The organism is Paludisphaera mucosa (assembly GCF_029589435.1).
In the GTDB taxonomy this organism is placed as follows: domain Bacteria; phylum Planctomycetota; class Planctomycetia; order Isosphaerales; family Isosphaeraceae; genus Paludisphaera; species Paludisphaera mucosa.
The window spans coordinates 1,642,131-1,662,877 of sequence record NZ_JARRAG010000001.1 but is presented as its reverse complement, the minus strand read 5'-3'; the positions used below and the strand labels follow the sequence as shown (position 1 = coordinate 1,662,877).

At 69.6% G+C, this 20,747-nt stretch carries 20 protein-coding genes; 8 read left to right on the top strand and 12 right to left on the bottom strand.

Going from position 1 to position 20,747, the window contains the following annotated elements; genetic code table 11:
- Window positions 1-4 precede the first annotated feature (4 nt).
- Window positions 5-1,189, bottom strand: coding sequence for a glycosyltransferase (locus PZE19_RS06815; protein WP_277859821.1), 1,185 nt, complete (start codon window positions 1,187-1,189; stop codon window positions 5-7).
- A gap of 97 nt (window positions 1,190-1,286) precedes the next feature.
- Here PZE19_RS06815 and queA point away from each other — a divergent pair, with 97 nt between their 5' ends.
- The gene (queA, locus tag PZE19_RS06810; RefSeq protein ID WP_277859820.1) at window positions 1,287-2,342 is read left to right on the top strand and encodes a tRNA preQ1(34) S-adenosylmethionine ribosyltransferase-isomerase QueA; all 1,056 of its coding nucleotides are present in this window, start codon (window positions 1,287-1,289) and stop codon (window positions 2,340-2,342) included.
- Window positions 2,343-2,350: 8 nt separating this feature from the next.
- Here the strand turns inward: queA and PZE19_RS06805 are convergent, their stop codons facing one another.
- Window positions 2,351-3,205 carry a sigma-70 family RNA polymerase sigma factor gene (locus PZE19_RS06805; RefSeq protein ID WP_303652416.1) on the bottom strand — a complete coding sequence of 285 codons (855 nt, stop codon included), beginning with the start codon at window positions 3,203-3,205 and terminating at the stop codon, window positions 2,351-2,353.
- Between the two features lie 396 nt (window positions 3,206-3,601).
- Between PZE19_RS06805 and PZE19_RS06800 the strand changes: the two genes are divergently transcribed.
- The 5 genes from PZE19_RS06800 (at window position 3,602) to PZE19_RS06780 (ending at window position 5,809) form a co-directional block, all read left to right on the top strand.
- A complete protein-coding gene (locus PZE19_RS06800; RefSeq protein ID WP_277859819.1) occupies window positions 3,602-3,967 on the top strand; it encodes a hypothetical protein in 366 nt (121 codons plus the stop codon).
- Between the two features lie 20 nt (window positions 3,968-3,987).
- Window positions 3,988-4,152, top strand: a complete 165-nt coding sequence (locus PZE19_RS06795) for a hypothetical protein (protein ID WP_277859818.1) — start codon at window positions 3,988-3,990, stop codon at window positions 4,150-4,152.
- A 118-nt stretch (window positions 4,153-4,270) separates the two neighbouring features.
- Window positions 4,271-4,618 carry a P-II family nitrogen regulator gene (locus PZE19_RS06790; protein ID WP_277859817.1) on the top strand — a complete coding sequence of 116 codons (348 nt, stop codon included), beginning with the start codon at window positions 4,271-4,273 and terminating at the stop codon, window positions 4,616-4,618.
- A 103-nt stretch (window positions 4,619-4,721) separates the two neighbouring features.
- Entirely contained in the window at window positions 4,722-5,423 is a 702-nt protein-coding gene (locus tag PZE19_RS06785) for an HAD family hydrolase (protein WP_277859816.1), read from the top strand.
- Window positions 5,424-5,437: 14 nt separating this feature from the next.
- Complete coding sequence (locus tag PZE19_RS06780) at window positions 5,438-5,809, top strand: response regulator (RefSeq protein WP_277859815.1); 372 nt, start codon at window positions 5,438-5,440, stop codon at window positions 5,807-5,809.
- Window positions 5,810-6,127: 318 nt separating this feature from the next.
- Here the strand turns inward: PZE19_RS06780 and PZE19_RS06775 are convergent, their stop codons facing one another.
- The 4 genes from PZE19_RS06775 to hflK form a co-directional block, all read right to left on the bottom strand.
- The gene (locus PZE19_RS06775) at window positions 6,128-7,021 is read right to left on the bottom strand and encodes a HEAT repeat domain-containing protein (protein WP_277859814.1); all 894 of its coding nucleotides are present in this window, start codon (window positions 7,019-7,021) and stop codon (window positions 6,128-6,130) included.
- Window positions 7,022-7,219: 198 nt separating this feature from the next.
- Window positions 7,220-8,641 carry an efflux RND transporter periplasmic adaptor subunit gene (locus PZE19_RS06770; RefSeq protein ID WP_277859813.1) on the bottom strand — a complete coding sequence of 474 codons (1,422 nt, stop codon included), beginning with the start codon at window positions 8,639-8,641 and terminating at the stop codon, window positions 7,220-7,222.
- A gap of 334 nt (window positions 8,642-8,975) precedes the next feature.
- Entirely contained in the window at window positions 8,976-10,124 is a 1,149-nt protein-coding gene (hflC, locus tag PZE19_RS06765; protein WP_277859812.1) for a protease modulator HflC, read from the bottom strand.
- Window positions 10,121-11,170, bottom strand: coding sequence for an FtsH protease activity modulator HflK (gene hflK / locus PZE19_RS06760; protein ID WP_277859811.1), 1,050 nt, complete (start codon window positions 11,168-11,170; stop codon window positions 10,121-10,123). Before hflK ends, hflC begins: the two co-directional genes overlap by 4 nt.
- A 285-nt stretch (window positions 11,171-11,455) precedes the next feature.
- Here hflK and PZE19_RS06755 point away from each other — a divergent pair, with 285 nt between their 5' ends.
- Window positions 11,456-12,736: a polysaccharide biosynthesis/export family protein gene (locus PZE19_RS06755; protein ID WP_277859810.1), complete on the top strand. Its 1,281-nt coding sequence runs from the start codon at window positions 11,456-11,458 to the stop codon at window positions 12,734-12,736.
- Window positions 12,737-12,796: 60 nt separating this feature from the next.
- On the opposite strand, the gene PZE19_RS06750 is transcribed toward PZE19_RS06755, so the two are convergent.
- Window positions 12,797-14,197, bottom strand: coding sequence for an MFS transporter (locus PZE19_RS06750; RefSeq protein ID WP_277859809.1), 1,401 nt, complete (start codon window positions 14,195-14,197; stop codon window positions 12,797-12,799).
- A gap of 202 nt (window positions 14,198-14,399) precedes the next feature.
- Here PZE19_RS06750 and PZE19_RS06745 point away from each other — a divergent pair, with 202 nt between their 5' ends.
- Entirely contained in the window at window positions 14,400-15,899 is a 1,500-nt protein-coding gene (locus PZE19_RS06745) for a hypothetical protein (protein ID WP_277859808.1), read from the top strand.
- 9 nt (window positions 15,900-15,908) lie between these two features.
- Here the strand turns inward: PZE19_RS06745 and PZE19_RS06740 are convergent, their stop codons facing one another.
- The 5 genes from PZE19_RS06740 to PZE19_RS06720 all read right to left on the bottom strand — a co-directional run bounded on the left by PZE19_RS06740 (window position 15,909) and on the right by PZE19_RS06720 (window position 20,668).
- A complete protein-coding gene (locus tag PZE19_RS06740) occupies window positions 15,909-17,090 on the bottom strand; it encodes a FliM/FliN family flagellar motor switch protein (RefSeq protein WP_277859807.1) in 1,182 nt (393 codons plus the stop codon).
- Window positions 17,080-17,877, bottom strand: coding sequence for a hypothetical protein (locus PZE19_RS06735; protein WP_277859806.1), 798 nt, complete (start codon window positions 17,875-17,877; stop codon window positions 17,080-17,082). Before PZE19_RS06735 ends, PZE19_RS06740 begins: the two co-directional genes overlap by 11 nt.
- A gap of 19 nt (window positions 17,878-17,896) precedes the next feature.
- The gene (locus tag PZE19_RS06730; protein WP_277859805.1) at window positions 17,897-18,655 is read right to left on the bottom strand and encodes a response regulator transcription factor; all 759 of its coding nucleotides are present in this window, start codon (window positions 18,653-18,655) and stop codon (window positions 17,897-17,899) included.
- Between the two features lie 61 nt (window positions 18,656-18,716).
- Window positions 18,717-19,952, bottom strand: coding sequence for a hybrid sensor histidine kinase/response regulator (locus PZE19_RS06725; RefSeq protein ID WP_277859804.1), 1,236 nt, complete (start codon window positions 19,950-19,952; stop codon window positions 18,717-18,719).
- A gap of 200 nt (window positions 19,953-20,152) precedes the next feature.
- Window positions 20,153-20,668 (bottom strand): response regulator, encoded by a 516-nt coding sequence (locus tag PZE19_RS06720; protein WP_277859803.1) that lies wholly within the window; start codon window positions 20,666-20,668, stop codon window positions 20,153-20,155.
- Window positions 20,669-20,747 lie beyond the last annotated feature (79 nt).

The following is a 20,747-nucleotide window of genomic DNA, read 5'->3' as shown; positions in this document are numbered from 1 at the left end:
GGTTTCAGACCCCGGAGACGGTGTGCGAGTAGCCCAGCACGGCCGCCCATAGGTCCTCATAGCGGGTAACCATCCGGGACGTGGAGAAATCCTCCTCGATGCGATGCCTGCCGGCGCGGCCCAGGCGTAGGCAGGCTTCGCGTTGCTGCATCGCCTCGCCGATCGCCCGGGCCAGCGCGATGAAGTCCCGAGGGGGGACGATCCAGCCGGTCTCACCCGGGATGACCAGCTCGCCCACCCCTTCGACGGCCGTGGCGACCACGGGCAGGCCGGCGGCCATCGCCTCGAGCACGACGTTGGGCATGCCCTCCCAGTGGGCCGAGTGGACCAGGAGGTCGGCGGCTCGCATCAACGAGGGGACGTCGTCGCGTCGCCCCAGGGTGGAAACCCGGCCGGCGAGCCCCGGCCGGTCGGCGATCTGGCCGTCGAGCCAGCTTCGCAAGGGGCCGTCGCCGACGATCGCCAGCCTCCATGGGGACGAAGACTCCCCAAGGCGTTCGAAGGCCGCCAGCAGGTCGGGCAGGCCCTTCTGAGCGTCGAGCCGCCCCACGGCCAGGGCCAGGAAGGCGTCCTCGGGTACGCCCAGTTCCGATCGGCAGGAGGCCTTCGCCGCGTCGAATCGAGCCGGGTCGACGCCGTTGGGGATGACCGTCAGCCTCTCCGGGTCGAGGCCCCCCTGCTCCACGCTGAAACGCAGGACCCCCGTCGAGACGCAGACCGAGCCGCAACCGGCGCGGCTTGTCAGGCGGTCGAGCGTCAAGTGCCAGCGTTTCTGATGCTCGGCCACGCGGATCCCGCCCAGGACCCAGGGCGAACCCGCGAGCGGGCCCGCCAGGCGCGAGAGGACGTTCGCGTGGAAGAGGAAGCTCTGGACGAGGGCCGGCCGAACGTGGCGCAGGGCCTTCGCCATCCTGATGACACCGGCATCCGGCCTTTTTCGGTCCAGCTCCAGACTCTCGACGGGGATGTCGTGGGCCCGGATCGTCGCCGCCAGGACGCCCTCCGCGCTCAGATTCACGACCCGGGGCGACCACCGACGGCGGTCCAGTCCGAGGGCGAGGCTCGTCAGCGCTCGTTCGGCCCCGCCGACGTCGAGGTCGGTGATCGTCAGGGCGATGGGGACGGGGGCGTCGGGCCAGGGCCGGGAGCGTCGTCGCGTGGACTCCAGGCGTCGCTTCAGGCTCTGCAACGGTATACTCGTCGTCTGGGGACCGGGGTGGAAACGTCAGCGTCCACCTCGCCCGATCTTAACCCGCCAATGAGCCGAAGTGAGAGCCCGCCGCCCCGTGTTGACCTCGGATTACGACTTCGACCTGCCCGACGAGTTGATCGCCCAGCACCCCGTCGAGCCTCGCGACGCCTCACGGCTCATGGTGGTCCACCGACGCGCCGGCACGATCGCGCATCGACGCTTCGCCGAGCTTCCCCAGCTGCTCGATAGCCGGGACGTCCTCGTCCGGAACGACTCGCGGGTCGTCCCCGCCCGCTTGGTCGGTCGAAGGGTCGCCACGGGCGGGAAGTGGGAAGGGCTTTTCCTTCGCGACAAGGAGGACAGGACTTGGGAGATCCTGGCACGGACTCGCGGCCGTCCGGCACTGGGCGAGGTCGTGGTCGTCGGCGACGACCCGGGCCTCTCTCTTGCGCTTGTGGATCGCGGAGCCGGGGGATCCTGGATCGTCCGGCCTCAGCCTGCGCCGGCCGAGAGTGGCGACGCGTCGACCTTCGCCCTGCTGGAACGTTACGGGCTCACGCCCCTGCCGCCGTACATCCGCCGCGGCCGCGCCGCCGACGACGACGTGCTGCGCTATCAGACCGTTTATGCCCGCCGGCCCGGTTCCGTGGCCGCCCCGACGGCCGGCCTGCACTTCACGGAAGCCGTCTTCGCCGAGCTGGCTTCCCGTGGGATCGCGACGGTCGACGTCACCCTGCACGTCGGCGTCGGGACTTTCCGGCCGATCGAGGCCGCGACGATCGAGGCCCACCAGATGCACGCGGAATGGGCCGAGGTCGCCGAGGCGACGGCCGAACGCCTTAACGCGGCCCGCTCGCAAGGCGGACGCGTCGTGGCCGTCGGGACGACTTCGGCGCGGACGCTGGAATCGGCGGCGGCCTCGGGACGGGTCGAGGCTTTCCATGGCCCGACCGACCTCTTCATCCGCCCCGGCCACGCCTTCCAAGCGGTCGACGCGATGGTGACGAACTTCCACCTGCCGCGAAGCAGCCTGCTGGTGCTCGTATCCGCCCTCGGCGGGCGGGACCTGATCCGGTCCGCCTACGCCGAGGCCGTGCGAGAGAGATACCGGTTTTTCAGCTACGGCGACGCCATGCTCATCCTGGGCTGATCCCGGGGTCACGAGGCCATGTCGCTCAGGTCTTCGAGGTCGTGGGTCAGTCGCCGGAGGGCCTGATGTTCGAGCTGGCGGACGCGCTCCCGGGTGAGTCCCAGGCGCTCGCCCACCTCGCGGAGGGTCATGGGGTCGTAAGGCTCCAGGCCGAACCTCATGCGGATGACGGTGGCCTCGCGGTCGTCGAGCAGGTCGAGCCGCACGAGGATACGTTCCAGGTCGTCGGCCTCGAGCATCAGCTCGTCGGGCCCCTTGCCCCGCTCGTCGGTCAGGACGTCGTCGAGGATCTGCTTCTCGTCCTCGGAGTTCTCGTGCTGATGGGTCAGGCTGTTGACCCGGATGGCCTTGGCGACGATCCCGACCTTCTTCTTGGTGAGCTTCAGCGCCTTGCCGATCTCGTCGGGCGTGGGCTGGCGGCCAATGCGCTCGGCCAGGATGTTCGACGCCCGCTTCCACTTCGCCAGCAGGCTGACCATGTAGGCCGGCAGGCGGATGGGCTTGCCGTTGTTCATCACGGCCCGGCGGATGGACTGCTTGATCCAGTAGCTTGCATAGGTGCTGAAGCGGGTCTCCATCGTGCCGTCGAAGCCCTCGACGGCGCGCATCAGTCCGAGGTTGCCTTCCTCGATGAGGTCTTCCAGGTTCAGGCCCTTGTTCAGGTAGCCCCGGGCGATGTTGACGACGAGCCGCAGGTTGGCCTTCACCATGTGCTCTCGGGCGAGGGGGTCGCCGGCCGTGACCCGCTCCGCCAGCTCACGCTCCTCCTCGGCGGAGAGCAGCGGGGTCGCGTTGATGTCCTGGAGGTAGATCTGGAGCGGCGACCCGCCCGAATCGCGGCGGTTGGCGTTCTTGGAAATCATGGGGGTTGCTCCCAGGAGGATGATCGAGTCGCCCCGAATCGGCGGACGCGTCGAGATCGGGGTCGCCCGGCGGCCGCCGGGCTGGCTCGACGGTCCGCGAATCCTCCCTGACGGTGCCGTCCTGAATACCGTAAGACGTCCTGCGCCCCGGTCAACTCGACCCGCGGATGCGGCCGAGAAACCACGCCCGAAGGGGCTTACGCGTTGCGTAATGCGCCGAGGACGGCAAGGTCCGGAGGGTCGGTTCGCAAGAATTCGGCTCATCGTCGGCGTCGGGGCTTGCCGATGATCGTTGGCGGGCCGGCGCGGCTCACGGCCTCGCCCCGCCGGGATGCGTCCCGCTTTGCGCAGGATGGAACGGAGTGGTCGGGTCGGACTTTGGAGAAGGGATTCGTCATGTTCAGGCTACGAGACGCGGTGGCGGCCGTCGCCCTGGCTATGGGCGGGATCGGCTGCGCGACGTTCTGCGACGAGTGCGACGACTTCCCGGTCCCGGGCCGCTATGCGGCCCTCCCCGGCTCGTACACCGGCCCGCCGCTGGAGGCCGAGCCTCGCTACCGCGGCCCCGGCGCGACGGCCGATCCGCTCTCCCCCTCCGCGACCCGCGAGTCCGGCACGACGCCCGCGCCGGCGTCGAGCGACGACAGCGCGGGGAGCGGCTCCGGGCCCGGCGCGACCGCCACCCCGCCGCCCGCGCCGCCGGCCCAGCCGGCCGCCGGACCATTCACGCCCCCCTCCGCGACCCTGCCCCAGCTCCCCTGATCCAGGAAGGAAACCGACCCATGGCCAGGAAGGCCGCCATCGGGCTCTCGTGCCTCGCGCTCGCGCTGGGGTTGATCGGATGCACCTGGACCGAGACGAAGCGGGACTATCCGCCCTCGATCGAGGGCGGACCGTTCGCCGCCGGGCACGAACACGTCCACGGCCACGCCCACGCCGCCGAGTGAGCCCCGGCGCGCAATTCGACGACGCCCCGGTTGACGCCGGGTGCGGCTCTGCTCGAAAATCGTCCCCTGGGCGCGAGACCCGCGCCCGTTCCCCCTTCGCGCGCGGGCCCGGACCTCCATGAAGCTCATCATCGCGATCATCCAGCCGACGAAGCTCGAAGCCGTCAAGGAAGCCCTCTCGAAGGTCGAGGTCTTCCGGCTCACGATCATGGACGTCCAGGGTTTCGGCCGCCAGAAGGGCTATACGGAGGTCTATCGCGGCCACGAGGTCACGGTCAACCTCCTGCGCAAGATCGAGCTGCAGATCGCGGTCAACGAGGACTTCGTCGAGCCGACCGTGAGCGCCATCCTCGACGCCGGCCGGAGCGGCCCCGACGGCAAGATCGGCGACGGCAAGATCTTCATCCTGCCGCTCGACGACTGCATCCGGATCCGCACCGGCGAGCGCGGGCCCGAGGCCATCTAGCCGTCGGCCGGCGCCCGCCCCGCGGCGATCGATCGCCTCATCCTACCCCGCTTAGGGGTCGAACCGACCTCGACGCCCCCCGCATCACCCGGTGAAGAACCTCATGATTTCCGCGGTCATCTTCGACTTCAACGGCGTCCTGGTCGACGACGAATGGATCCACTTCGACCTGTTCCGCGAGGTGCTGGAGCAGGAAGGCGTCGTCATCACCTACCAGGATTACCACGACCGCTACCTCGGCTACGACGACGCCGGCTGCTTCGAGCACGTCCTGGACGACGCCGGCCAGTCCTACGACGCGGCCCGGATCGCCGACATGATCGCCCGCAAGGGGAAGCGGTACTTCGAGGTCGCCGCGGAAGGGCTGAAGTTCTTCCCGGAGGCCGCCGAGACCATCCGGCGCATGCAGGAAGCCTACCCCGTCGCGATCAACTCCGGCGCCCTCCGGGCCGAGATCGTCTTCGCCCTGGAGCGCCTGAGCGTCCGCGACCGTGTCGCCGCGATCATCGCCGCCGAGGACGCCCTGCGCTGCAAGCCCGACCCGGCCGGCTACGTCCAGGCCCTCGACGCCCTGCGGGCGAAGTTCCCCCGCGCGGTCATCCAGGCCGAGACCTGCCTGGTGATCGAGGACAGCCTCGCCGGGATCCAATCGGCCAAGGGGGCGGGGATGAAGGCCGTGGGCATCACACAGACTTACCCCGCCGACGACCTGCTCCGCGCCGGCGCCGACGCCGTCATCGACGGCCTGGCCACGCTGACCCCCGCCTGGATCGACGCAACCTTCGCCGGCGCGCCGGCCCCGTGAAAGGAACTCCGACGATGGCCGACGTACCGGGTCTCCTGCTGAGCCGCGACCTGCTCTTCACGGTCAAGATCGCCAGCACGGCCCGCGAGCTGGGCGCCCACGTCCAGGTCGCGGGGAACGTCGACCTGGCGTCGGCCCTGATCGCCAAGATCCAACCCCGCGCCGTGTTCGTCGACCTGGCCGCCGGGCCCCTCGTCGCCAATGAGAATTTGGCCCTCTTCCAGGAGCAGGCCGGGGCCGACACGCCGTTCATCGCCTTCGGATCCCACGTCGACGCCGAGGCCCTCGAAGCCGCCCGCGCCGCCGGCTGCCGCGAGGTCATGCCGCGCAGCAAGTTCACGGTCCAACTCCCCGACCTGATCCGCCGATACCTGACGACCGAATAGCAGCCGCCCGGCCGTTGGCTTCGGATCGGCTCCCTTCGTCGCCGCGACCAACAAAGCCATCGGACGCAATCAATCACGTCTTCATGACTTAGGTCGCAAATTCGGCGTTTTCGCCGGCGCGAGACGTGTCGTGTTTTTCCCCTCCGCCGGTGGTCTCGACCCGAGTCATATTCATCGTTCGCCCTCCGAAACTAGAAAACGCCCCATCCTAGAGAATGGGACGGTTTCGCAAGTTGCCGAGAGGAAAGTCGTCACCCACGAGCATATCGGGCTCGCTCGGCCTGACGCGCACGAAGCGAAGTTGGGGCGAATCGACCTCTATCTCTTCGGCCCGTCGCCTCGCCGTGCGGGCTTGCGGGCCACCTTGGCCTGAGATCCCAGGACCGGGCGTTCAGGCCGCGAGCCGGTGGCGAAGGCCTGGGAAGGCCATGCCGGTCGAGGGGCCGCGGCGTCGTCGCCGAGGGGGGTCGGCGGCAGCTCGTCGGGTCGGGGATTGAGACGGTCGACCGGCGCGCTAGGAGGCGTGAGCGGGACGGCGTCCTCGGGATGGATCCGGGGACGGCCGACGGGGGGACGCGCCGGGAAGGGGGCGTCTGGGTCGGGTATGAACGGCGAGGGCGTGGGAGGCAGGACCGGGACCTCCAGCGATGTCGGCGTCAGGGGATCGAGCGAGGTCTCCGGGACGATCGGGGATGTTTCCGGAATCGTCGGAAAGGCCGCATCGCCCGGATCGGCACGGAACGGAGGGATTCCCTCCTCGATGACCTCCGAATCGACTCCGCAGACGTCGCAGGGCTCGACGCACGACTTGCCGACGGCCTTGAGCGCTTTTTTTGCGGCGTGCCGGGCGATCAGGCTTTTGTCGCTCTCGGCCGCGCAGGCGAGGGCCTCGTGGGCGACGGGGAGACAGGGCTTCATCTTCCCGAGCGATTCCGCCGCCTCCTGCCGCACCAGGCACTGGCGATCGTGCAGAACGGCGTCGGCCAGCGCCTCGACCGCCTCGGGGTGACGTTCCCAGTCGTAGGCTCGCAGGCCCCTCGCCGCCTTGCGACGGACCACCCAGAGGGAGGCCGTCCGCAGCTTGACGACCTTCTCCTGGACCGCGGACTGCTCCGCTCCGCAGTCGGAACACTCCGCCCGAACCGTGTCGTGGCCCGAGTGGATCGTCCCCACCGAGGCCGCCAGAATCAGGTACAGACCAGCCGCCGTCATCGGATGTTCTCGCGAAGGGGGAAAAGGGACCGTGGCGAATTCGCCGACTGGTACAACCTTAACGCACCAAGCTTCGCAATCAATCCATTTTGCCTAAAGTTCCTATACCTTTACGGGATCTCGCCATGTGTCGGCCAGGTGCAGCGATTTTGACGATCGTGTTGATTACGACGACTGCGCCGGAACGGGCGAGCAGCGTCATTCGGGAGGCGTCCCGGAGGCGCTGATTTGCCGGTCCTCGTAGAGCTGTGCGAGGATGAGGCTGCCGTTGGAGACGACTTCCTCGCCGTCCTTCAGGCCGTCGTGGACGATGACGGTGTCGGTGTTCTCCTGAGCGGGGGTGATCCGCCGCCGCTCGAAGAGCTTGGTCTTGACGTCTTTCTCGGCCGCGGGATTGCGGACGAAGACGAAGGGCTCGCCGTGGAGCATCACCATCGAGACGCGGGGGATGACGGTCTGGCCGGCGATCGGCGGGACGTCGAGCACGGTCCGCACCAGCATGTCGGCCTTGAGCTGGGAGTCCGGGTTGGGGATCGAGGCGCGGACCTGGATCGCGCGCGAGTCCTTGGAGACCTCGCTGGAGACGTACTCGACCGTGCCGGCGAAGGTGCGATCCAGGAACGGGAACTGGATGTTCATCCGCTGGCCGAGCTTCACCTTGGCCTGATCGCGCTCGTAGACGTTGGCCCAGACCCAGAGCTGGTCCAGGGGGGCGACGACGAGGAGGACGTCGTTGTTGTCGTAGAGGTTGCCCGGCACCACCTCGCGCTGGATGACGATGCCGTCGACGGGCGAACGGAGGGTCATCTTGGCCTTGTCCGCGACGTTGAGCAGGTCGCCGGCCGAGGAGGCCTCGCCGAGGTGGGCGGTCAGGGGGTCGATCTCGGTCTCGGGGACGCCGAGGATGCGCAGGTTCTCCCATGCGGTCAAATAGTCGAGCCGGCTCTTGCTCTCCTCGTTGATCGTGTCGACGTAGGTCTGCTCGGAGATGGCCCCGGTCTTGACGAGCTTCTCGCGGACCTTGAGGAACCGGAGGTCGTGCTGCCACTGGACGTAGTTGATCTGGTAGCGGTTCTTGGCCGAGGCCAGCTCGGTGCTGTAAAGCTCGACCAGCGGGTCCCCCTTCTTGACGCGGCGGCCCTTCTCGGCGAGCACGCCCACGACCAGGGTGTCGAACCGGGGGCGGATCTTGGTGAGCGAGTTCTCGTTGTAGGCGGTGCGCCCGGTCAGCTCCAGCTTGATCGGCTCGGTCTGCGCCCGGACCGGGACGACCAGGACGCCGATCGAGGCGATCTGCTCGTCGTCGAGGTCGACGAGCCCGTTCCAGGGCTTGCTCGGTTTCTTCTCAAGCCTCGCGGGCGCGGCCGGCTCCGCTCCCGGGCTGGCGGGGTGGGAAGTCCAGACGCGGGTCACGGCCTCGCGCCATTCCTTCGGAGTCTTGCCGGCGTAGACGAAGTAACTACCTCCCCCGACGATCGCCAGCGTCAACAGGACGGCCGTCCGTCGTAAGCTGGACGAACCCCGGCCACCTTGCGCCGAAGCCTGGGCGTCGGGGTGGACCTGGCGAGGTTCCTGCGAGGGCTGCGACTGGGGGGGGGCGGACTCACCAATGGCAGGCATGATCGCTCCTCGGCTCAACCCCCGCGACCGACGTGGGCGATCGGCGGGATGGATGATGAAAGAAATTTCATCGATCTCTCCAGCATACCGTGTGGAGGCTTCGGCTCGAATGGCAGATGTGCGGACCCGGGCGTATTTTTCGATTCGACGGAGAAACGAGGACGGGCCGGCGATCGTAAGCCCCCGACGAGGGGCTTCGATCGCACGACCCGGCGGTGAGCCCGTCCATCATCCTTCGCCTCGCATATTCGGGTGCGACCCGCGAATATCGGACCGAGGAGAGGGGGTTCCGACCTCCCATGGTACGCCCATCGGGAGGTCGGGGGTTCGGCTTTCAGGGCTTTGGGGGATTTTCCGCGGCGGTGACTGAGGGGGCGTCGGACTTGGGGGGCTTGGCGGGCTCAAGCGTCTTGATCATCTTCAGCAGCTCGCCGTCGGTGGTGAGGATGAGGCGGGTCTCGCCCTTGAAGGCCGTCTTGTAGGCTTCGAGGGTGCGGCTGAAGTTGTAGAAGTCGCCCGACTCGCGGATGGCCTTGGCGTAGTCGTCGATGACCTCGGCGTCGACCTTGCCTCGCAGGACGTTGGCCTCCTGCTTGCCCTCGCCCTCGATCTTCGAGACCTCGGCCCCGGTGCGGTTGATGATCTCCTTCTTGCGCTGCTCGCCCTCGGCGATGGCCTTGGCGGCGATCGCCTCCATGAGCGAGATGGCGCGGTCGAAGGCGGCCTCGCGGACCTGGGGGACGAACTCGACCCGAGAGATGCCGACGTCGACCAGCTCGACGCCTCGGCCCTGGGAGTCGCCGTCCTTGCGGCCGTCCTCCAGCAGCGCGTTGCTGGCGGTCTGCTTGATCTGCTCCATGATCTTGAGGCGGCCCAGCGAGACCGGCTCGCGGGCCTCGGGGGGGACGAGGAAGTCGGGCACGTCGGGGTCGGTGGAAGTCACGGCGTCGGCGGGCTTGTTCGGGTCCTTGGGCCGGGCGGCGGCGTCGCGCGAGGCGGCCGCGACGACTTCCGGGGGGAGGCCCAGGGTGTACGTCATCTTGCGGTCGGTGCTGCGGATCAGCTCGGCGAGGTTGTGGGTCGTGATCGTGTCGCGCGCCGTGCTGCGGACGAAGGCCTTCACGCGCGACTCGCCGTTCTCCAGGGTGCGGAGGGTGCGGACGAACTTCACGGGGTCGGTGATCCGCCAGACGGCCCAGAGCGTGACCTCGATCTTCTTGCCGTCGGCCGTGGGGACGTCGACGAGCTTGGCCTGCTGGTCGCCGTGCCAGATCTGCAGGGTCTTGGGCAGCCGCAGGACTTCCTGGATGAACGGGGTCTTGAAGTAGAGGCCGGGCCGGGTCCGGCTGGCGACCGGCTCGCCGAACTGGAGCAGGACGGCCAGCTCGCGCTCGTTCACCACGTAGCAGACGCTGCGCGCGACCGGGATGGCGAGGACCAGGGCGAGGCCGATGAGGGCGGCGAGGCGTTGGCGGGGCGTCATTTGGCGATCCCCCCCTTCTCGTTGAGGTTCAGGATCGGCAGGGCGCGGTTGAGGTCGGCGTCGATGATCGTCTTGTCCTTCACCGACTCGAACAGGCCCTGCATGGCCTCGATGTAGAGCCGCTGGCGGGTGACGTCGGGGGCGCGCTGGTAGGCGTGGTAGCGGGCGAGAAGGGCCTCGATCTCGCCTTGCGCCTCGGCCTTGGTGCGGGAGGCGTAGCCCTCGGCCTCGCGGATCAGCTTGTCGCGGTTGGCGCGAGCCTCGGGGATCAGCTTGTTGCGGGTCGACTCGGCCTCGTTCTCCAGCTTCTGCTTGAGCTGGATCGAGGCGTTGACCCGGTCGAACGAGGGCTTCACGCGGTCGGGAGGGATCACCCGCTGCATCTGCAGGGCCGTCACGGTGATGCCGCAGTCGTACGCGTCGAGGATGCGCTGGGAGTCGTCGCGGGCCTGCACGGCGATGTCCCCGCGCTTGGGGCCGATCATCTCGTCGAATGAGTAGTCGCCGACGAGCCGGTTCATGACCGTGCGCGAGACGTAGGTCAGCAGTTCGCCGGCCGCCTGGTCGTCCGCGCCGATGGGGAATTTGAAGAGGTAGTTCGACGGCTCGGTCACCCGCCACTGCACGGTCCACTCGACCGAGGCCGTGTTGAGGTCGCCGGTGAGCATCAGGGTCTCGTCGTCGTCGGGGTCGGTCTGCACCTGGCGGGCTCGGAGGAGGTTCGAGTCGACCCGGCCCGGCCCCATCTGGCCGACCGGGCTGAACGGGAGCGAGAGCCCGTGCTCCTCGACGCTGACCTTCATCACCTGGTCGACGATGGGGATTTTGAAGTGCAGCCCCGGCATCGTCGTCGCCTTGTACGCGCCGAAGCGGAGCACCACGGCCTGCTCGTGGGGCTCGACGGTGTAGCTGAAGTCCGAGATCAGGAAGATCGCGACCAGCCCCCCCAGCACCCAGGGGATGAACGGGAGGTACCGCCGCCAGGCCTCGCTGGGCGGGCCCTGGCGGCGGCGTCGCGCCATGTCTTCAAACGATAAGGATTCCATGCGTGCGATGTCCCAGAGGGAGTGTACGGACGACCGTTCGTCCAGCCGGAGAGTCTTCGTTTACGCCGCGCTTTGCTTGAGGCCTTCCCGCGTCCCGCGGCCGATTCGGGCGGATCGACGCCCCGACGCCGTCGATTGTCGGCTCTCGGGAGCGGGTGCGGCAAGGACTCGTCGCCCCCGGGCCCGGCTCGACCGGGACGTTTTTCGCTTGCTTCGTCCTGAAGGGTCCTTCAGGATCATGCCTGAGCGGCCGTCCCGCCCCGTCGATCACCCGGGAAACACGCCATGACTCGATCCCCCGCCCCGCCCTGGCTTCTCGCGGCCGTCGCCGCCGGGGCCGGCCTCGCCCTGCCCCTCGTCCCCGTCTCGGGACAGGAGGCCAAGCCCGAGCCCGCCCAGGCGCCACCGGCCGAGAAGGAGTCGATCGAGAAGCAGATCACCAAGGTCATCGAGGCCTACGACCTGACCCCCAAGCCCGAGCCCGACATCCCCGACCCGCCGCCCCACGAGGGGGCGATGATCGACCAGCCCCCCTACCGGATCGAGCCCCCCGACCTGATCCTGATCGAGGTCCTGGAGGCGTTGCCGGCCCGCCCGATCTCCGGCGAGCGGCTGGTGCGGCCCGACGGATCCATCACCCTGGGCTTCTACGGAGAGGTCCACGTCCGGGGGCTCACGATCGAGCAGGCGAAGGTCAAGATCATCAAGCATCTGAGAAGCTACCTCTCGGACGATGTCCTCGGGCTTCGGGAGGAGGCGTCCAACCCGCTCGAACTACATCGGCCCGAGCCGACCCGGCCGTCCCCGCCCCAGTGCGGACCGCCTCAGGCGGCCCTTCTGAGCGAAGCGAAATGGAAGGTGGCCAGGGTGCAGGGCTCCGTCGAATGGCGGGACTGGCTTCGAACCTATGAGTCCAGCCGGACGGACTCCCTGACGCGACGATGGCGGCAAGGGGGCTCGGCCCAGAAGAACTATTTCGCCCGGGTGGCGCTCCCCGGCCCGTTCCAGGAGCCCGGAGAACAGCCGGCCGAAGCCACGCCCGCTCCAGCCGAGGAGCCCGCGAAGGCGATCAGCGTCACGACGCAGGGCGAGGTCACGATCCGCATCGAGGTGGAGACGAAGCCCAGGCCCGCGAATCTCGAGGAACCTTTTGTTGGGGTCCGGCCGGCTTTCGACCTGGACGACCCGATCAACTGGCGGCCGGCTCCGCCGCAGGAGAACGACCGCGTGTTCGTCGACGTGACGGCCTACAACAGCAAGAACTACTTCGTCCTGGGCGACGTCGCCGCGCCGGGAAAGCTCCCTATCACAGGCAACGAGACGGTCCTCGACGCCATCCAGTACGCCGGCGGCCTGGTCTCGTCTGGGGATTCCGGCGACGTCATCCTCGTGCGACCGGGGCGCAATGGCAAACCGCCCAGGACCTATTCGGTGGATCTCAAGGGGATCATCGTACGCGGGGAGACCCGGACCAATTACCAGATCTTCCCCGGCGACCGCCTCTTCATCGGCCGCAAGGGATCGTTCAATACGAAGATGTCCGAGACGCCGACCAAGCCCGAGTGACGGCCGACGCATGCAAGGCCCGGCGGCGACCTTTTGCCGCCCGGGCCCCCTGCTCCGTCCTCACTCCGGCAGCGGCTTGCCCTGGGTCTCGGGGGCGAACGGCAGGGCGAGCAGGCCGAAGATGAAGACGCCGCACATGGCGACGCCGGCGTAGCGCATGGGCTCGGGGCGGCCGGCGAAGACGGTGCTGGTGAGGTAGCCCAGGGCGAACGGGCCCGAGGCGGCGACGAACCGGCCGACGTTGTAGCAGAACGAGATCCCGGTGCTGCGCAGGCGGGTCGGGAACAGCTCGGGGAAGTAGATCGCGTAGCCGCCGAAGAGGGCGAGCTGGCAGAAGCCCATCAGAGGGACGAATACGAAGATCTGCCAGAACTCGTTCAGCAGCCAGAACGAAGCGGCCGTCGACAGGCCGGCGAGCACGAACGAGATCGCGAACGCCGGCCGCCGGCCGATCCTTTGCGTGATTTTGGCGAACCCCTGGATGCCGAAGAAGGCCCCCGCGTTGAACATCAAGAGCGTCATGCCGGCCCAGAAGGTGAGCTTCCCGGAGATCTCCTGGGGCGAGAGGTTGGCCTCCCGATAGTGCTTGCGGAGGACGAGCTGGCTGAGGTCGTTGCTGAAGACGCCGATCCCCCACAGGCCGACGACGCCCGAGAACGCCAGGATCATGCCGACGATCGTGTTCCGCCGCCATCGCGGGTCGGTGAACAGCTCGGCGACCGAGCCCAGCTTCCGCGTGGGAGCCGTCCCGAGGTCGGGGTCGTCTTCCTTCCGGACGGCCGCCTTCCAGCGCTCGGGTTCCTTGAGCTTCAGGAAGACCGGGATCGCCAGCAGAGAAGGCAGCAGTCCGACCAGGAACATCGCCCGCCACGAGCTGGCGACGTAGCCGGCCGCCTGCAGCTTGCCCAGGCTGATGCCGATCACCGCCGCCATCATGTTCCCCACCGCCGAGAGCGCCTGGAGCCACCCCAGGGCGTGGGGCCGGGCGCGGTCGGACATGACCTCGGCCACCAGCGAGACGCCCACGGCGAACTGTCCGCCCACGCCCAGCCCGGTCAGGAACCGGTAGGCGGCGAAGTCCCAGACCCCCTTCGAGAGCGCGCTCAGGCCGGTGAAGGCGGAATAGGTCAGGATGGTCAACATCATGGTCTTCGCCCGGCCGACCTTGTCTCCCAGGATCCCGAAGAAGATGCCCCCCGTGGCCCAGCCGAGCATGAAGATGCAGGTCGTCACGCCGGCGTAGAACGAGACCTCGCCCCCGGGCGCGCCGGGGGTCGCGCCCAGCAGCTCGGAGACGGCCGGCACGCGGGCCAGGTTGAAGAGCTGCTGGTCCATCGTGTCGAACAGCCAGCCCAGCGTGGCGACGAGGAAGACGAACCACTGGTAGCCGGTCAGGTCGCGCCACCAGGGGGCGTCGCCCGCGAGCGAGGGGGCCGGGGCGGGGTCGTGGGGCAGATGCATGGCGCGGGGCTCCGGGCGACGGATCGGGCGAATCGGGACCGCCCGCGACGACGGGGCGGCGGCGGGCGGGGGAGCGACTCGGCCGCGTCGCGAGGCTGGAACGACGATCAAACCACGACGGCGACCGCGGGGCAACCGGGCTTCGACCCCGGCGGGGGAAAGCCCCTCGCCAGGCGGCGGACGGCCCGCTAAGATCGTCGGCATGAATCGGAAGATCGATCTGGCGCTGGCGGTCTCGGCCCTCCTCGTCGCCGGCCTGGTGGTGGGCGTCTACTCGCGCGACATCCCCCTGGGCGTCGCCGGCGAATGGGTCTGGCCGCTCGTGGGAGCGAGGCCGTCGCTGCTCGGCGTCATCCTGGGCGTGGCGGGCGTCGCCGCCTACGGCGGCTACGCCGCGCTGGGGTTCCGGGCCCTGGGCGTCCCCTCGCGGCGGGGCTTCCGCGAGATGTCCTGGGTCGCAGGCCTCGTCGGCTCGGCCGTCCTGCTCCAGGTCGTGATCCCGATGAGCGCGGCCGACGAGTACGACCTGACGAAATGGGCCTACGTCCATTATTTCCGCGGGTCGACGGGCTACTACGAGATCGCCCGCGAGCAGGCGTCGGCCGATCCCTGGAAGTTCCTCGCCGACTACCCGACGTGGATCCAGGCCCAGGACCCCTACCACATCGGCACCCACCCGCCGGGCCTGATCGCCATGCACGCCGCGCTCCTGGCCGCGATGGAGCGGCACCGCGGAGCGAGCGACGTGCTCAACGCCGCCATGCCCCCCTCGGTGACGTCGGCCTTTCGGCAGTTGGAGGTCTTGCACCAGAAGACGATCCCGCGGGCCGACCGGGCCGAGATCTACCTGGTGAGCCTGATCACGCTGCTCGCCTGCGCCGGGACCGTCGCGCCGCTGTACCTGCTGGCGCGGGAGTCGCTGCCGCCGCAATTGGCGTGGGCCTCGGCAGCCTTCTGGCCGCTGGCGCCGGCCCTGAACCTGTTCCAGCCGCTGGCCGACTCGGCGTATCCCCTGCTCTCGGCCACCGCGCTGGCGACGGCCGCCTGGTCGGCCCGGCTGCGGCCTTCGCCCGGCTCGGGGGCCTGGGCGTCGGCCTTGCTGGCGGTTATCTCAGGTGTGGTGATGGCGTTCGGGATGATGTTCACGCTCGCCTTCCTGCCCATCGGCCTGATCGTCGCCCTCGTCGTCCTGGCGACCCGGTCGGTCTCGTGGCCGCGGCGGTTCCAGGTCATCGCCTGGATCGGCGTCGGCTTCCTCGCGTTCGTGGGATCCGCCTGGCTTGCGACCCGTGCCGACCCCCTCGTGGTCTGGCGCTGGAACCTCTACCATCACGCCCGGTTCTACCTGGAGATGCACCGCTCGTACCTCGCCTGGGTGCTCGTCAACCCGGTCGAGCTGGCGGTGGCGATGGGCCTGCCGACGGTCGTCTGGTGCCTGACCGGCGCCTTCGGCGACCGCCGCTACGTGCCCCGCGCCTTCTGGTGCGGCCTGGGCGTGCTGACCCTCGCCAACCTGACGGGCCGCAACCTCGGCGAGGTCGCCCGCCTCTGGATGATCTTCCTCCCCCCCCTGTTCACGGCCGCGGGCGTCGGCCTCACCCGGCTCGGCGGCGGGCCGAGGGCCGTCTTCGTCACCGTCGTTTTGATTGGCCTCCAGACCCTGGGGCTCCAGGCCCTGATCCAGGTCGTGTACCCGTTCTGATCGATCGGATCAGAGGAAGACGCTCGTCACGCGGACGCCCATCTCGGTGTCGATCAGGATCAGGTCCCCGCGCGCGACGAGGCGGCCGTTCGAAGTGATCTCGACGGGCTCCCGGCTGTGGCGATTCAGCTCGATGACCTCGCCCGGCTTGAGGTCGGCCAGCTTGCTGAGGGGCAGGCTGACGCGGCCCAGCTCGACGGTCAGGGTCACCGGGGCGTCGAGCGGGTCGACGACGGGGCTTGCGGGACGGTTCGATTCGGGGCTCATTCGGGCGTCTCCCGGGTGGGTCGGATGGAGGAGCGGGCCGGCGACGCGGACCCGACGGCCCGCGGAGCCGGGGGCGTATTCGACGGCGATCCGATACTCCGAGCCGTCGCCCCCTCGGCAGACCAGGTCGAGCGCGCCTGACGGTTCGTCGGGACGCCCGGCCAGCCGCGAACCGGCGAGCGGCAGCACGGCCCCGGCGCGGAGCCGGCCCAGTCCGAGCGGCATCGCCGACGAGCCGGCGACGGCCCGCCAGTCGGACGACGTCTCGACGGCCCCGGGCGGGAACGGCCGTCGCGACCTCGCCGATGTCTCGGGGACGACCCAGTACTCGGCCAGCGTGGCCGGGAGCCAGAGCCGCACCGCGCCGGCCACCTGCCCCACGCGAACGGCCCAGCGGATCGTGACGAGGTCGCCGAGGCCCTCGACGTCGAACGGGCTGGGGCCGACGCGGTCGATCGAGGCGTCGAAGGCGTCGTCCTCGGCCCGGCCGCCGAGGCGGAAAGGGCTCGCGCCGGCCGCCTGGATCGCCTCCAACGAGCGGACGACGAGGTAGGTCCAGACGCCCCACTCGACGGGCGTGGTCTGGAGCCGGGCGTCGGCGAAGGGCCGTTCGAACCCGAGGAGGCCGTCGACGACGGCGTGGACGATCGGCACCTCGACCCCGAAGGCCAGGCGGGTCCGCAGCCGGGGCCAGCGGAGCTGCGCGACCAGCCCCGGCCTCGTCAGCGCCGACGCCCGGGGCTCGACCTCGGGCCGGTCGAACGCGACGCCCGGCAGCCCCGCCGCGCCAAGCCATGCGAAGGCCGACCGGATCGGATCGCCCTCGCGCCAGGCCTCGACCCGCCGCTCCAGCGCGAGCGATCGGACCGAGAGCCGGGGGAGGCCGTCCCAAACGTCGGAGGGCTCGGCGGCGTCAGCGCTCATCGTCGCTCCTGGCTGCCGGCGCGGGATGCGGAGTGAGGATGCGGCCTTCGCGGTCGACTCGGTCCCAGGCGGTCTTCAGGATGAGGCCTTCCAACCGCAAGACCGCAGGCGAAGGTCGCGACGACTGCGGCGCGACGCCGCGGGCCTGGCGGACGATCGGATAAGGCAGCCGCTGGAGCGCCCAACGCATCACGAACGGCTCGCAAGCCGGGAGCAGGCGGAACGCCGTGACGAGGCCCAGCAGGGCCGCGCCTCGAATGCCGGTAACCCCGGAGCGCGCGACGGCCGCCGCGTCGCGAGCGGCCCAGACGCGGGTCTCTGGCGAGGGCTTCCCCAGTCGTTCCTCCACCCAGCCCGGGCCCCCGCCCTCGCGGGCCAGGGCCGACTTCACGAGGCCGACGCCGCGCCATAATCGGTAAGCCTCGCGCGGCGAGGTGCGCGTCAGTGCGGCGATCACCGGGGGATGGTCGTCGCGGTCGGAACCTCCCACCAGGCGTTCGGCCCAGAGCGAGAGCACCCACGTCAGGACCTCGGGGTGCGGCGGGCGGTCGGGCGCGGGGAGACCTCCGGCCGACGGAAGGGCCCGGCCGAGGCCCTCGGGGCCGTGGGCGGCGACGACGGAGCGGACGGCGGGGGACTCGTCCTGGAGCGCGCGGACGAGCCAGGTGGGGTGGATCCGGTCCAGGTCCGCCCGGGCCTCCTCGCGGTGCCGCCGCCTCAGGCGTTCGAGGCCGGCGGGGTCGGCGAGCGCCCGGGCCACGCTCTCGACGTCGATCGAGGTCGTCATGAAGACGGCTCCGAGGGCGTCACGCCCATTGCTTGATCAAGGTCAGCCGGCCCTCGCGACGGTCGAGGGACACCTCCTGGAAGCGTTCGAGGCCGGCGAAGAGCGGGTCGTCCGGGGTCCGCTGCAACTCTTCGAACCACGCGATCGGCTCGCGGAAGGTCAGGACCAGGCGGTCGGCGGACAGCTCGTAATGGAGCGTCCCGGGCGCGCCGCCGGGATGCGCATCCGACCAGGCGACGATCCGGTCCTCGGCCTGCGCGATCAGGGCGTTGACCCGGCCGGCCTCCTCCTGGTCGAGCGGGGTCCGGCCGAGGATGAGGCTGCGGAGCCGCGCGACCTCGCGGACCGACGCCTCGTCGTCCGGATCGGCGAGCCGGGCCGTGCCCTCGATCCGCTCGCGGTCGGCCTGCTCGCGCAGGGCCTCGGCGTACTTGAGGGCCTCGAAGATCTGGTCGGGGGTGTAGGGCTTGGCGACGAACTCGTCGGCGCCCGCGAGGTAGCTGTCGATCCGGTTGCGCTGGGCGATCCGGGCTGAGACGATGATCAGGGGGATGAGGCAGGTCGCCTTGGCCGCCTTCACCGCGCGACAGACGTCGTAGCCGCTGAGGTCGGGCAGCATCAGGTCGAGGAAGAGGACGTCGGGCTGGTGCCGGCCGAGCTGCTCCTGGGCCTCGCGGCCGTTGAAGGCGGAGGCTGAACGATAGCCGCGCAACTTGATGAGCATCCCCAAGAGCTTGTTGGCTTCCGGTTCGTCTTCGACGATGAGCGCTGTGGGCATCGGGTTCTCGCGGATCGGGGGACCGGACGGGGGGGCGTCCGGGTTCGAGGCCGGAGGGGCCTCAGGTGGGGGTGGCCGTCTCCCGTTCGACCTCGGCGGGCCCGGCCTCGGTCGGCGGCGCGGCGGCCTCGCCCCGGCGGGGCAGGCGTACCGTCATCCGCGTCCCTCCGCCGTCCAGGCGCTCCGCCGCGACGCCGCCGCCGTGCATCTCGACGAACTGCTTGGCGATGCTCAGGCCGAGGCCCAGGCCCCGCTTCTGGAACCCGAAGTCGCCCGAGGAATGGCAACTGGGGTCGAGCTGGGTGAAGAACGGCTCGAACAGGTGGCGGAACGCCTCGGGCTCGATGCCCACGCCGTGGTCTTCGACTTCGATCACCGCCTCGTCGGGGCCGTCCATACGGGCCCGAAGCGCGATCGCGCCGCGGTCGGGGGTGAACTTGATGGCGTTCGTCATGAGGTTCACGAGGGCCGCCCCCACCTTGTCGGCGTCGATCTCGAACGCGCCCAGGTCGGCGGCGACCTCCAGGGTCGGCTGGATCCCCCGCGCGTGGAGGAAGGGCCGGACCTGGTCGACGACGCCGTGGATCACCGTCGCCAGCTCGACGGGCCGGCGCTCCAGGGTCCGCCGGAAGTCCTCGGCCCTCAGCAGCGTCAGCATGTTGGTGACCAGCCGCGAGAGCTGCCTGCCGCTGGAGGTGATCTGCCTGAGGATCTCGGCCTCCTCGGCCGGCCGGCCGGCCGACGAGAACCGGAGCAGCTCGGTCAGGCCCAGGACCAGGGTGATCGGCGTGTTGAACTCGTGGCTGGCGACCTCGATGAAGGCCGTCTTGAGGCGGTCGACGCGGGACAGCTCGTCGTTGGCCTTGAGGAGCTGGCCGTTGGCCTCTTGCAGCTCGGCGATCAGGGCCTTGCGCTCGGCCAGAAGGTCGTACTTCTGGGCGGCCTCGCGGATCACGCCTTCCAGCTCGACCGCGTCCCAGGGCTTGAGGATGTAGCGGAAGATGTGGCCCTCGTTCACCGCGTTGATCACCGCCTGGATGTCGGCGTAGCCGGTGAAGAGCATCCGGATGGCGTCGGGCTGGAGCCGGCTGGTCTCGGCCAGCAAGGCGTCGCCCGACATCCCGGGCATCCTCTGGTCCGAGAGGATGAGATGGACCTCGTTCTCGCCCAGGATCTGGAGGGCCGACGACGCGTTGGGCGCGGTGAGCACGCGATAGGCGCGGTGGAACTGGTGGCGGAGGCTCTCGAGCACGTCCACTTCGTCGTCGACGATCAGGAGAGTATGCCGACGCTTCATCCGGTTCGCTCCGCCCGCCGTCGGAAGGCTTCGAAGCCTCCGACCCGACCCGCCTCGTTTCGAACCGCCTCGCTCCGCCGGGGGCCGCCGACGCCCGCGCCGACGGAACCCCTAGATCCATCATACCGTTTCGACATGCGTTTGCAGTCCCCGTCCGGCTCGCACGCGGAAGTCGGCGGCCTCGCGGCCGCGCCCCTCGGTCAGGCGCCGAGGGGGTCGGGTTCGGAGACGGCCTTATCCTTCAGGTGCAGGACCAGCGATTCCAGGCACGACACCCGGCCCTTGAGCCCGTCGATCTCGTTCAGGAGCAGTTCGCGCTCGGACGCGGCCTGCTCCAGCCGGTCGTACTCGCAGGCGGCCTGCCGTACGGCCTCCAGCAGCTCTTCGGGCTGCCAGGGCTTGCGGATGAACTGGAAGACGTGCCCTTGGTTGATCGCCGCGATCACCGACTCCAGGTCGGCGAACCCGGTGAAGAGCATCCGCACGGCCTGCGGATATCGCGACTTGAGCCGGGTCAGCAGTTCGACCCCGGTGATCTGGGGCATCCGCTGGTCCGACATCACGATGTGGACCTCTTCCTCCTGCATCACTTTGTACCCCTCCTCGCCGCTGTGCGCCTTCAGGACGCGGTACTCGCGGCGGAGCAGGTCGTGCACGGAATCGCACACGTTGGGCTCGTCGTCGATGATCAGGAGACAGTGCTTGGTCTTGGCCATGGCCGCCCATTCTCTCCGAAGGGACCCCGTTGCGCGACCGCGGCCGGGGGTCGACCGCCCCCCGCGCTTCGCCTTCACT

Bases quoted from the DNA above. Each gene is read 5' to 3' on its own strand.
- PZE19_RS06725 (WP_277859804.1), bottom strand. From the start codon at position 19,952: ATGAAGCGTCGGCATACTCTCCTGATCGTCGACGACGAAGTGGACGTG.
- PZE19_RS06785 (WP_277859816.1), top strand. From the start codon at position 4,722: ATGATTTCCGCGGTCATCTTCGACTTCAACGGCGTCCTGGTCGACGAC.
- PZE19_RS06755 (WP_277859810.1), top strand. From the start codon at position 11,456: ATGACTCGATCCCCCGCCCCGCCCTGGCTTCTCGCGGCCGTCGCCGCC.
- PZE19_RS06795 (WP_277859818.1), top strand. From the start codon at position 3,988: ATGGCCAGGAAGGCCGCCATCGGGCTCTCGTGCCTCGCGCTCGCGCTG.
- PZE19_RS06770 (WP_277859813.1), bottom strand. From the start codon at position 8,641: ATGCCTGCCATTGGTGAGTCCGCCCCCCCCCAGTCGCAGCCCTCGCAG.
- PZE19_RS06735 (WP_277859806.1), bottom strand. From the start codon at position 17,877: ATGACGACCTCGATCGACGTCGAGAGCGTGGCCCGGGCGCTCGCCGAC.
- PZE19_RS06730 (WP_277859805.1), bottom strand. From the start codon at position 18,655: ATGCCCACAGCGCTCATCGTCGAAGACGAACCGGAAGCCAACAAGCTC.
- PZE19_RS06775 (WP_277859814.1), bottom strand. From the start codon at position 7,021: ATGACGGCGGCTGGTCTGTACCTGATTCTGGCGGCCTCGGTGGGGACG.
- PZE19_RS06780 (WP_277859815.1), top strand. From the start codon at position 5,438: ATGGCCGACGTACCGGGTCTCCTGCTGAGCCGCGACCTGCTCTTCACG.
- hflC (WP_277859812.1), bottom strand. From the start codon at position 10,124: ATGACGCCCCGCCAACGCCTCGCCGCCCTCATCGGCCTCGCCCTGGTC.
- PZE19_RS06740 (WP_277859807.1), bottom strand. From the start codon at position 17,090: ATGAGCGCTGACGCCGCCGAGCCCTCCGACGTTTGGGACGGCCTCCCC.
- hflK (WP_277859811.1), bottom strand. From the start codon at position 11,170: ATGGAATCCTTATCGTTTGAAGACATGGCGCGACGCCGCCGCCAGGGC.
- PZE19_RS06790 (WP_277859817.1), top strand. From the start codon at position 4,271: ATGAAGCTCATCATCGCGATCATCCAGCCGACGAAGCTCGAAGCCGTC.
- PZE19_RS06720 (WP_277859803.1), bottom strand. From the start codon at position 20,668: ATGGCCAAGACCAAGCACTGTCTCCTGATCATCGACGACGAGCCCAAC.
- PZE19_RS06750 (WP_277859809.1), bottom strand. From the start codon at position 14,197: ATGCATCTGCCCCACGACCCCGCCCCGGCCCCCTCGCTCGCGGGCGAC.
- PZE19_RS06745 (WP_277859808.1), top strand. From the start codon at position 14,400: ATGAATCGGAAGATCGATCTGGCGCTGGCGGTCTCGGCCCTCCTCGTC.
- PZE19_RS06805 (WP_303652416.1), bottom strand. From the start codon at position 3,205: ATGATTTCCAAGAACGCCAACCGCCGCGATTCGGGCGGGTCGCCGCTC.
- PZE19_RS06800 (WP_277859819.1), top strand. From the start codon at position 3,602: ATGTTCAGGCTACGAGACGCGGTGGCGGCCGTCGCCCTGGCTATGGGC.